Consider the following 9,861-nt stretch of genomic DNA (forward strand, 5'->3'; position numbering starts at 1 on the left):
ATATGCTGAAAAAGTTTTTCGTGGGGACAGGGTGTGGGGTGTGGGGTGTGGGGTGTAGGGTTTTACCCATACGAGAAATTTTTTGTCGCAAACCCTACTTAACATCTTCCCCAACAGCCAACCCCTAACGCTCCTTTTGCCGAGGTTATCTGCCATTTTCCAATAAAAACCTTCTTTCTGCGCGAACAATTGCCTCTCTAGTGGCTAAAACTGCTTCTGTATCCACCGAAAGAGAAGTCACACCCCAAGCAATCAGATCATCGATAATTTCAGGATACTGGACGATGGCCATGCCGCAAACGGAACAGGGAATCTGTAAAACTTTTGCTTGAGTGATAATTTGTTTTAAAGCTGCCCTGACTGCGGGATGACGGGCGTTAAAATATTCTGAGAAATGTTCTCGATCGCTACCTAAAATTAATTGAGTTAAATCATTAGTACCAATAGCGATTAACTGTACCCCTGCTTGCACATAATCCCTCAATTGAAAGATTACCCCCGGTACTTCCACCATTATCCCCAATTGGAAAGAAGGGACTTGAGTGAGTAAAGCCGATTGTACCCGTTGCCGGCAGAAAATAAATTCTTCAACCCCACGGACAAAGGGAAGCAGTAAATTAATATTGGTGGCGCTGGTGGTTTGTACCCGTCGTAAAGCTTGCAATTCTAGATCAAATAGAGTCGGATCTAATATATAACCATGGGTTCCCCGACTGTCTTTAGCCGAATGTTGAGCATCAAAAGAACGGTAAAATAAAGGCTTAGGCTGGATACTAAGGGCAAATTGTGCGATTAAATCACTTAATCTCTCGATCAATGCTTCTTGATGCTCTGGTGTTAACCATTCTTCTAGATTGCGCTGAGAAAGTAACTCTAAAATCATCCATTCTGAGCGCAATAAACCGATCCCATCAATAGGCAGTTCTCGGATTCTGGCAATACTTTCAGTTTGACTGAGATTAACCATCAAACGGGTAGCAATTGCCGTCCCGTCGGTTTCTCTGGGGGGTGCTGGGGGTAAGGAAATCTGTTCCTGAGATGCTAGAGAAATAATTCCCCTCGTACCATCTACTAAAATTATCTCGCCTGAGCGGATAATTTCTGTGGCATTTTTTACCCCGACAATGGCAGGAATGGCTAATTCCCGGGCTAAGATGGCTCCATGGCTAGTTAATCCCCCCTGTTCCGTGATCATTGCTCGAATTTGGCGTAAATGGGGCAGTTTTTTCGGAGGTAAATTAGTAGTAACCAGAATGCAATCCTGAAAATTTGCCTCTGGGGAGTCGAAATTGCTGATCACTTTTGCCACTCCCGATGCCAACCCTGGGGATGCCCCTAATCCTCTTAAGGGATAATTGGAGGTAGTAGGGGTGATTTCCTGACTGTGACAGTTGAGAATATAAATTTGACCATCTAGCATCATCAGCCATTCTATGCTGGTTAAGCGGGGTTTTTCCGCTAGTAGAGATTGAACCAGTTGACAAAGGCGATCGAGGGCGAAATTATCTAAACAGTAGCTTTCCTGTAAACTGGGTGCTAATAATTGTGCCGCAAGCAGATTACTGTCACTATTGAGATAATAAGCGCGGGATTTATTGCCTAATTGCCGACTGCGTAATTGACCGGAGCGATCGATAATATAGGTATCCGGTGCCACTTCTCCATTAACTAAACTGTGTCCTAACCCCCAAACTGCCTGAATTTTCCAGTTATCGTCATTAATCAACACATTTCCCGCACAATTGGCCGGTAATAATGGTTGTACCAGTAAAGATAATTGAATTTTTTCTAAACCAATTCCCACTTTTCGCCAATAAAATAGACTTCTGGCGGTGAATAACTCCGCCCAAGCTTGTTTTAGGGCATTTTCTAGATTATCTGCTTTAATTCCACTGATGGGGGCGGAAAATAAACCGAGAGTTCGCCGAGCCAGATGAGCAGGTAAGGAAAAGCGCCATACTAGGCTATCCATGGATAATTGTGCCACGGCCGCCGTTAGTTCTTCTAACCAGAGAGGAGGAATTTGCGCTTGTAAAATGGCGCGGCGACTTTCTTTGGCGACTAATTGCAGAGCTTTTGGGTTATCTACGTCTAAATAGAGGGAAGACTGGGGAAAATCAGTCAGGAATGAGTCAGTATTGTTGATAGTTTCCAAAAATTCCGCAAAAATGCGGTTAAAAATGGCAAATCCCCTGATAATTGGGTATCCTCGCTGGTGTAATTCACTGGCAATAAAAGCTTTTTCCCCCACCAGGGGGCGATCAGAAGCACTAATGCGATCGAGCCAGCAGAGAATGGTCACGGGATTTGTTAAGAATGGTGAAAGGATTGTAAAATTATTGTGTGATTTTTGTAACTTTTTGGTTCTATCTGCTAGTTTAACTCACCGTCACTATCTTGAGGATGATCTGGAAAGTGGGGTGTAGGGTGTAGGGTGTGGGGTGTGGGGTGTGGGGTGTAGGGTGTGGAGAGGGGAGAATAAATAAAAGCAATCTCCTGACTCCTATCTCCTGACTACTGACTCCTATCTCCTTAGCTGATAAGATAGGATTCGGACAATATTCGATCGCTGCGAGAAATTGATGGACACACCTGCGAAAGTTTTGTTAGTGGATGACGAACCGGGGGTTCGTGAATCTGTGCAAGCATATCTACAGTACGGGGATGAATTCGAGGTAAGAACTGCTAGTAATGCTAACGAAGCCTGGGATTTACTCAATCAAGAAATTCCGGAATTAGTTATCTCCGATATTATGATGCCGCAGGTGGATGGCTATCAGTTTCTGAAGAAATTGCGCGAAGATGCTCGTTTTCAGACAATTCCCGTGGTTTTTCTCACTGCAAGGGGGATGACAAGCGATCGCATTCAGGGTTATAATGCTGGTTGTGATGCTTATTTATCCAAGCCTTTCGATCCCGAAGAATTAGAAGCATTAATCAAGTCTTTAATCGAGCGCCGTCGTCAATCCCTGCAAGCCACCAGCGAAAACGCTAGATTAGAAGAAATTGCCCGAGATATCCGGGAATTAAAACAGCAGGTGGGACAACAGAACACTTTTACTACCACTCCCCCCCCGATTAAAGTTGATCTGACCCCCCGGGAACAAAGTGTTTTAGATTTAGTAGCGGAGGGATTGATGAATAAAGAAATTGCCAGTCGTCTAGAAACCAGCGTTAGGAACGTAGAAAAATACGTCAGTCGCTTATTTAGCAAGACTGGTACTAATAGTCGCACGGAATTGGTACGTTTTGCCCTAAAACACGGTTTAACCAGTTAATATAGCAGCTACTGTTTGCGGCTAGAAATCCATTGGTGGTCTATCATACTTTGTGCTTTTTGTCAAAAAAACTTTTTTTTTGCAATAAAACTACACAAAAAAAAGATCATCGTTGTGGGTGAAATTGACTCATTTACCTGTCTTAATTGGGATTATCTTCTAGGTGTGGCAAGGGTTTCAACCTTTGCTGCCCAAAAAAGTATAGAATAACCGATTATGAAATTATATCAAATCGCTGTAACCATTGGAACATCGTTGTTAAATAAAAATCTTTCTCAATTAATTCTTAAGAATTTGTAAATATTGCGAAATATTAATTTAAATATTCTCAAGTTATTGCAGTCAATAGATAATTTTTGCTTATCTTTGTCGAAAAATAGAACTTCTGCAAAAATCCAACATCTACCATTGGGTTAGGAGTCTCCGAGTCAGGAGTCAGGAGTCAGAAGTCAGGAGTCAGGAGATTATTTTATTTATTCTCCCCACACCCCACACCCTACACCCCACACCCCACACCCCACACCCCACACCCCACACCCTACACCCTACACCCTACACCCCACACCCTACACCCTGTCCCCTAATGCCTAGAGAATTTCAATAATTCCTTGACTGCCATCGAGACGAATTAATTGACCATCTTTTAACAATTTCATGGCATTATGCACATCCATAACCGCCGGAATTCCGTATTCTCTGGCAATAATAGCACCATGGGATAATTGTCCCCCCACCTCGGCAATAATGCCCACAGCTTGGGATAATAAAGGGGACCATCCTGAGTCAGTATAGGGAATAACGAGAATAGTATCAGGGGCAATTTCTAGATTTTGTAGGGTTGGCATAATTTTGACTCGTCCCTCCACTGTCCCCCCACTAGCGGCAATTCCCTGTAAGCGTTTTTTGGCAGTTAAATTTGAAACTAAAAATTCTTTTTTCGGGGGTTGTCCATAGACGATATAGGGAATATCGTTTAATTGAGAGTTTTCTTGGAATTGTTGGCGACGCTGACGAATAATCTGGTTAAGATTGGCGATATTATTATTCTGACCTAACTGGGTAACTTCTGAGTAGTTTAGATAAAATATATCTCCCGTCTCTGATAATATTTGTTGCTGTAACCAGAGGGTTTCCAAAGCGAGAAAATGCCAGCGTAGGTGAGCTAAAAGACGGGAGTAAATTTCAGTCACTTGGTTTTTGATATTTAATCTTTTTTGGACATTGTGGGAAGATTTGACTTTTTTCTGGCTATTATTGCCCGGAATATCTAAGGGTAGTTGTAGCAGATATGGGGGATTTTCTCGCCATCTCGGTATCGAAATATCAGTCCCCACTTCGCTTAAATAACCGTAGGTTTCTAACCAGAGGGAAAAAGCTGAGTCAAAATCTCGATCGAGCGTATTTTTTCTCAGTTCAGATAGCGATCGCATTGAGGCTATTTCCGGTGCTTGAGAGTTATCCAATTTCTCAAAAGGTACTCGCGAGATACTGCGACGCAAAGCGAAGCTAAGGGGGGCAAGAATACTATAATAGGTGGCTTTTTTTAAGACGGTTAAAATCTCCTCAATTTGCTCTAAAATCTCCCCTGAAGATAAAGCTTCTAGGGAAGTAGCGTTAATTTTTTCGAGCGTTGGGATAAAATAGGTTTTTTGATCTTGGCTAAAGTCTTTTTCTAACTGTAATTCCCGTCCTAAAAGTTTTAATAAACCAGGGGAATTAGCCAAGGTTGCCGTTAACGGTGGTTTGGTAAACTTTGCTCCTTTGGTCAGGAATTCTAAGCTTTCTGGAGGTAATCCCATGCGACGGAAAATTGTGCCTAATAAAGAAGCATTAAAATAGGCTCTTTGATAGTGTAAAGTCGCTGTTTCATTGAAGTCCAAATCGAGGGCTTTTTTGTCTAAAACTAACTGGAAAATATCTCCCCAAACTCCACAGGTTAAAGGACGATTAATCGACCAAGGCAAAGGACGAATCACTCCGGGAATAACTTCAGCTGCGATTTTTCTTGTCCAAATTGGCTGTAAATTAGTGATAGGACGGCACTGTAATAACCATAATTTGTGTCCGTCATGAGTCCATTCTATATCTTGGGGAATGCCATGATCAAGGGTTTCTAATTGCCGACAAAGATTAGCTACCTGTTGAATAATAGCCGGGGGAATATCTCCCGCTCCGATGATGATATTTTCTTCTAAATTAACTCGATAACTTTCGGGGGTGACTCTCCCCGATACAACTCTGGTGGCATCTCCGGGTAAAGCTTCAATAACCACATCTAAACTGAGAGGATTAATCGGATCACGACTGAAGGCAACCCCCGAAAAAACTCCTCGAATTTGTTCTTGAATTAACACAGCCATGGCCGTGTTTTCTTGACCTCGATCGAGTCGATAATTAACAGCATTAGGACTATTATAGGAGGTTTGGCAACTTAAAATCGCCGCCGCTAAATTTTCTTGATCGATGACGTTAAGAATTGTAGTATATTGTCCCGCAGATGAAGCGGTTTCACTATCTTCTCCAATAGCGGAAGAGCGGACGACTAAGGGATGATTAATATCAGGATGAAGAGATTCTATTAACGGTTGTGGATCATCTCCTGGTGGTAAAATCCAACCCCTAGGAATGGGATAACCGGCACGCTTAAGCTCGGCTAAAGTGGCGGCCTTTTGTCCCACTTTTGAAGCTGCTAGATTGTCATCAAGAGTTTGGATCGATCGATCTCCACGAAAAAAACGAAACATAGTTTTTGATTCATTGTTAACATTTGCTTCAGGTAAGTCTAAATCGTCGGCGATTTTTTGAAAAATTGCCCCTAATAAACAGGCTAAAGCAATGGCAGTTATAATATAACCTGAATCGTGGGGACGGCGCAAGGTGAGAATTAAAGCTAATAAAAATAATCCTACCAATCTACCCGTAGATTTTTCTCGAAAAATAGTAAAGCTAATCCCACTAATGATTGAGGTGAGAAAAACAGCGACAAAATCGTGAACGATTAATCCCCAGAAAACATTAGTAGTTCCCGCACCTTTTCCTAACCAATAGCGCCCCATGACTAAGGCAATTAAAGCTAATAATTCCCACGTGGAGCCGGTGGGAAAAAATAAACGGGTTAGGAGAATAACGATAATTCCCTTGGCTGCTTCCGAAATTACCGCCAAAATTCCCACTAATTTACCCCCATGGTAAAAAGCGGCAGTTACACCGATATTACCAGTACCTAATTGGGATAATTTACGTCCAGTTACGAGATAATTTATCCAATCAATCAGAGGCAATCCCCCGATAATAGGACAGACTAGAAAAATAAATAGGGATCCCCAAATTTCTCTCATTTAAAATGCGTCTTAGTTTACGATCTTGTCTTAGTAACGACCTTGAGAACATGAACACGAAAGCGATAAAATAAATTGAGCTTAATGGCTTAAAACTCAAGCAGATGGAGCAAATAAAGGCAATAATTGCGGATTTTAAGCGGCAAAATCAACCCCTCAAACTGAAGAAAAAAGCGAAAAGAGTAAGGTGGACGATGCACACCCTACAGACTTAAGAAAATCTGATTGACAGTGAGATTTAATTCCGTGAAAGTCTGGGAAATTAGGCGATCACTGTCTCGAAATTGCCGAATTTGATATTCTTCCTCAACTAAGCAACAAACAGAGATTGTCGGTTGTTTAGGAGTGCCGAGAAAATTACGCCCACCCAAGGCTGCATAATCGACAATCCAATATTCAGGAATACCCATTTCTTCATAATCAGCAAATTTTAAGTAGTAATCATCACGCCAGTTAGTCGATACCACTTCAATTATCAGAGGGATAGATGCACCCTCACTAAGGATTGATTCTTTTTTCCATAATTTTTCCTGAGCGAGCTTGGTTCGATTTAGCACTAATACATCAGGAAAATAACCAGAGTTTTTACCAGCAGGTCTGACAATCGCTTGGTTAGGAATTAAATAAGGAAGACCCAGTCTATCAATTATTCCACTGAGTTTAACAGTTAAAAATCCTTTGATTTCCTCGTGTTCTCCTGCGGGTTGTGCCATTTCAATAATATTTCCCTTGTGTAGCTCATAACGTACTCCAGAATTTTCAGGCAGCCAAGGGACGAATTCCTCGAAACTAACAGTTTTAGGTAAGGTTTGGCTCATAGCTGGCAAAATAGCTTTCTCTCTCTACTAACTTCCTTGGCTCTATTTTACCTTGAATGTAAAATAGGCATTGCCCACCCGACAAACTCTCTACACAATCTGCGATCGCACTATCGCTGCCAAAAACGATGAGGACGAAACCAAAAATATAATTGGTGACGACGGCGAGGTTCATAAAAGGAGTCAGTTGCCAGTTAGTTTTTAGATCTCCATTTGGCAATATTACACCCTCATAAAATTCTTTACCACCGGAGCCGCCTAGTAAGTTTATGATCGGGTCTCCTTGATTAACGCTGAATGTTACAGCCCCTCCTGATGATGAAGACGATGTCGGTGGCTTAGATGTGTAGTTATAGCGCTTTTCACGTTACTGAGGTATCGACAAGTTTTGCCAACAAAGGGTTTAAGCCTCTTGCCCATGGCTCATTCTGATGAAAAATGCTATGATTGCTTTGAGCGCATAGAGACAAGTGCTAATATTAGGAACAACAGCTTCGGAAATTTCCGATCCTCCTGGATAATAAATATAGCTATCGGAAATTTCCAATCCCTCTGGATAATTTGTCGGGGGAACGGCGAACGTAGTGATTTCCCTGGCAAGGGCTTCGGAAATTTCCGATCCTCCTGGATAATAAATATAGCTATCGGAAATTTCCAATCCCTCTGGATAATTTGTCGGGGGAACGGCGAACGTAGTGATTTCCCTGGCAAGGGCTTCGGAAATTTCTGATTCTCCTGGATAATAGATATAGCTATCGGAAATTTCCAATCCCCCTGGATAATAGGTATAGCTAAATGTGTTATATTTTGGGTCATCAGAAAATGCCGGGGGACGTAATTGAAGAATTTCTGCACCCAATACCCTAGAGCAATCTTTAAATGGCATATATTGTTTAACCATCGACATTTACTTGGTAATTAATAACGGGAAAAAGTGAGAGATTTAAACGGAACTACACTGATGGACAAAATTAACAAATCAACTCTGCTGTAACTCATACTACTCAGTCCTCTATGCTAAGATGATCCAAAAAACGCAAGTCTTTAAATTGATGGGCAAAAAAAGTTTAATTTTACTCAATAACCAAGGAGTTATACATAGATGTTTATTTTTGACAGTAAAACCGATATTTTAATTGATTCTCAGGAATTAACCTTTAAAAGTGAATATTTTTGTGACTTTTCTCGCTATTTTCAGAATCGAGAATTTGTCAACGGAGATGCTTTACAACTCAGTGGTGATCATTTTGAAGGGTATCTTTCAAGGATCATCATCGATGAAGTGATGTTAGAATTATCGCAACGTAATTGTTTAATAAATGTTGTGGGAGTAGTCCATTCTAAAATGTGGGTTTTTGCGATTCCTATTCAGGTGAATTCTGTCTTCTTCCAAAATTTGTACTCAGTAGAAAATAACTATCTTGGGATTGTCCCCCCTAAATCAGAAATTTCCATTTTTCAACATCCCTTTTCCAATCGTTTTCAGCTTTACGTTCATGATAATTATCTGCAACAATTGTGCCAAAATTTAGAGCTACCAGAAGCGAAAAAGTTTTTAAATTCTTCCGCTTCTTCTGTTGTGATTTGCCCATCGGAAAAAATTCGTCATCTCCAACAATCTTGTCATCAACTTTATCGAATGCTATTTAATTTAGATCGTCAACAAATATCTGGGCAAAGAAAAGCACTAAGATTAAATTTTGTCAGGCAAAAATTAAAAGAAGAAATTGTCAAAGATTTTCTTTTGACTTTAGCAGTAACCAAAGATATTAAAACTCCTAAAAACGCTATCAGACGCACCTCTATTCTCAAAAAAGCAGAAGAAATGATGAGAAAAAATCTGCGTTCTGATCTGACTATTCCAGCGATTTGTCAAGAATTAAAAGTAAGTCAACGCACCTTAGAATATATATTTAAAGACTTCTATCAAATGTCTCCTTACAATTATTTTAAGTTGCTTCGTCTTAATGCTTTACATCAATCTCTTAACCAAAATAATCAGACAAAATTAACTTATGAAATTGCCGAAGAATTAGGTTTTTTTCATCGAGGATATCTGGCCTCTGATTATAAAAAACTGTTTGGTTACTTCCCCTCTGAAACCTAAAAAAATAGTAGGGGTAGGAATTAGGATTATTTTTGCTTTGAGAACTCAATTCCTAACTCCTCTTCCAATTCAGTGCCTCTCCCGTACTTGTTTGGTAGGGGCGTATATTGTACGCCCTTTCTTCGATCTCATAACCTCAAGAGAGCCATTAATAATTAGCCCCATCGAGATTAATTTACTTAGGGCTTGCTGAATAAATCTAAAAACCTTGTTGGATAAGGCTTTTAGACTTTTTTGACCTCAAAAAGTGCCGACCATTGGAGGGATCGGGGGTAAAATTCAGGTACTTTTTCCCTGAAAATTAGGTAACTGACTACCTC

7 protein-coding genes are annotated in these 9,861 nt (G+C 40.7%); 2 read left to right on the forward strand and 5 right to left on the reverse strand.

Features of this window, described 5'->3' with window-relative positions; genetic code table 11:
• Nucleotides 1-145: 145 nt before the first annotated feature.
• Nucleotides 146-2,302, reverse strand: a complete 2,157-nt coding sequence (locus IM507_RS13160; protein ID WP_287637145.1) for a putative PEP-binding protein — start codon at nucleotides 2,300-2,302, stop codon at nucleotides 146-148.
• Between the two features lie 280 nt (nucleotides 2,303-2,582).
• Between IM507_RS13160 and IM507_RS13165 the strand changes: the two genes are divergently transcribed.
• Nucleotides 2,583-3,278: a response regulator transcription factor gene (locus IM507_RS13165; RefSeq protein WP_002737332.1), complete on the forward strand. Its 696-nt coding sequence runs from the start codon at nucleotides 2,583-2,585 to the stop codon at nucleotides 3,276-3,278.
• A 587-nt stretch (nucleotides 3,279-3,865) separates the two neighbouring features.
• Here the strand turns inward: IM507_RS13165 and IM507_RS13170 are convergent.
• The 4 genes from IM507_RS13170 to IM507_RS13185 all read right to left on the reverse strand — a co-directional run bounded on the left by IM507_RS13170 (nucleotide 3,866) and on the right by IM507_RS13185 (nucleotide 8,335).
• Entirely contained in the window at nucleotides 3,866-6,616 is a 2,751-nt protein-coding gene (locus IM507_RS13170) for a glycerol-3-phosphate acyltransferase (protein WP_287637146.1), read from the reverse strand.
• A gap of 203 nt (nucleotides 6,617-6,819) precedes the next feature.
• Nucleotides 6,820-7,434, reverse strand: coding sequence for a Uma2 family endonuclease (locus IM507_RS13175; protein WP_123229930.1), 615 nt, complete (start codon nucleotides 7,432-7,434; stop codon nucleotides 6,820-6,822).
• Complete coding sequence (locus IM507_RS13180) at nucleotides 7,415-7,654, reverse strand: hypothetical protein (RefSeq protein WP_287637147.1); 240 nt, start codon at nucleotides 7,652-7,654, stop codon at nucleotides 7,415-7,417. Before IM507_RS13180 ends, IM507_RS13175 begins: the two co-directional genes overlap by 20 nt.
• Before the next feature lie 183 nt (nucleotides 7,655-7,837).
• On the reverse strand, nucleotides 7,838-8,335 hold the full coding sequence (locus IM507_RS13185; protein ID WP_287637148.1) for a hypothetical protein: 498 nt from the start codon (nucleotides 8,333-8,335) through the stop codon (nucleotides 7,838-7,840).
• A 201-nt stretch (nucleotides 8,336-8,536) separates the two neighbouring features.
• Here IM507_RS13185 and IM507_RS13190 point away from each other — a divergent pair, with 201 nt between their 5' ends.
• Nucleotides 8,537-9,541, forward strand: coding sequence for a helix-turn-helix domain-containing protein (locus tag IM507_RS13190; RefSeq protein ID WP_123229981.1), 1,005 nt, complete (start codon nucleotides 8,537-8,539; stop codon nucleotides 9,539-9,541).
• Nucleotides 9,542-9,861: the final 320 nt, after the last annotated feature.

The sequence above is a fragment of the Microcystis sp. M20BS1 genome (genome assembly GCF_020245305.1).
GTDB lineage: Bacteria > Cyanobacteriota > Cyanobacteriia > Cyanobacteriales > Microcystaceae > Microcystis > Microcystis ichthyoblabe_A.

Coding starts and splice junctions, on each gene's coding strand:
- IM507_RS13165 (WP_002737332.1), top strand. CDS start 2,583: ATGGACACACCTGCGAAAGTTTTGTTAGTGGATGACGAACCGGGGGTT.
- IM507_RS13170 (WP_287637146.1), bottom strand. CDS start 6,616: ATGAGAGAAATTTGGGGATCCCTATTTATTTTTCTAGTCTGTCCTATT.
- IM507_RS13175 (WP_123229930.1), bottom strand. CDS start 7,434: ATGAGCCAAACCTTACCTAAAACTGTTAGTTTCGAGGAATTCGTCCCT.
- IM507_RS13185 (WP_287637148.1), bottom strand. CDS start 8,335: ATGGTTAAACAATATATGCCATTTAAAGATTGCTCTAGGGTATTGGGT.
- IM507_RS13190 (WP_123229981.1), top strand. CDS start 8,537: ATGTTTATTTTTGACAGTAAAACCGATATTTTAATTGATTCTCAGGAA.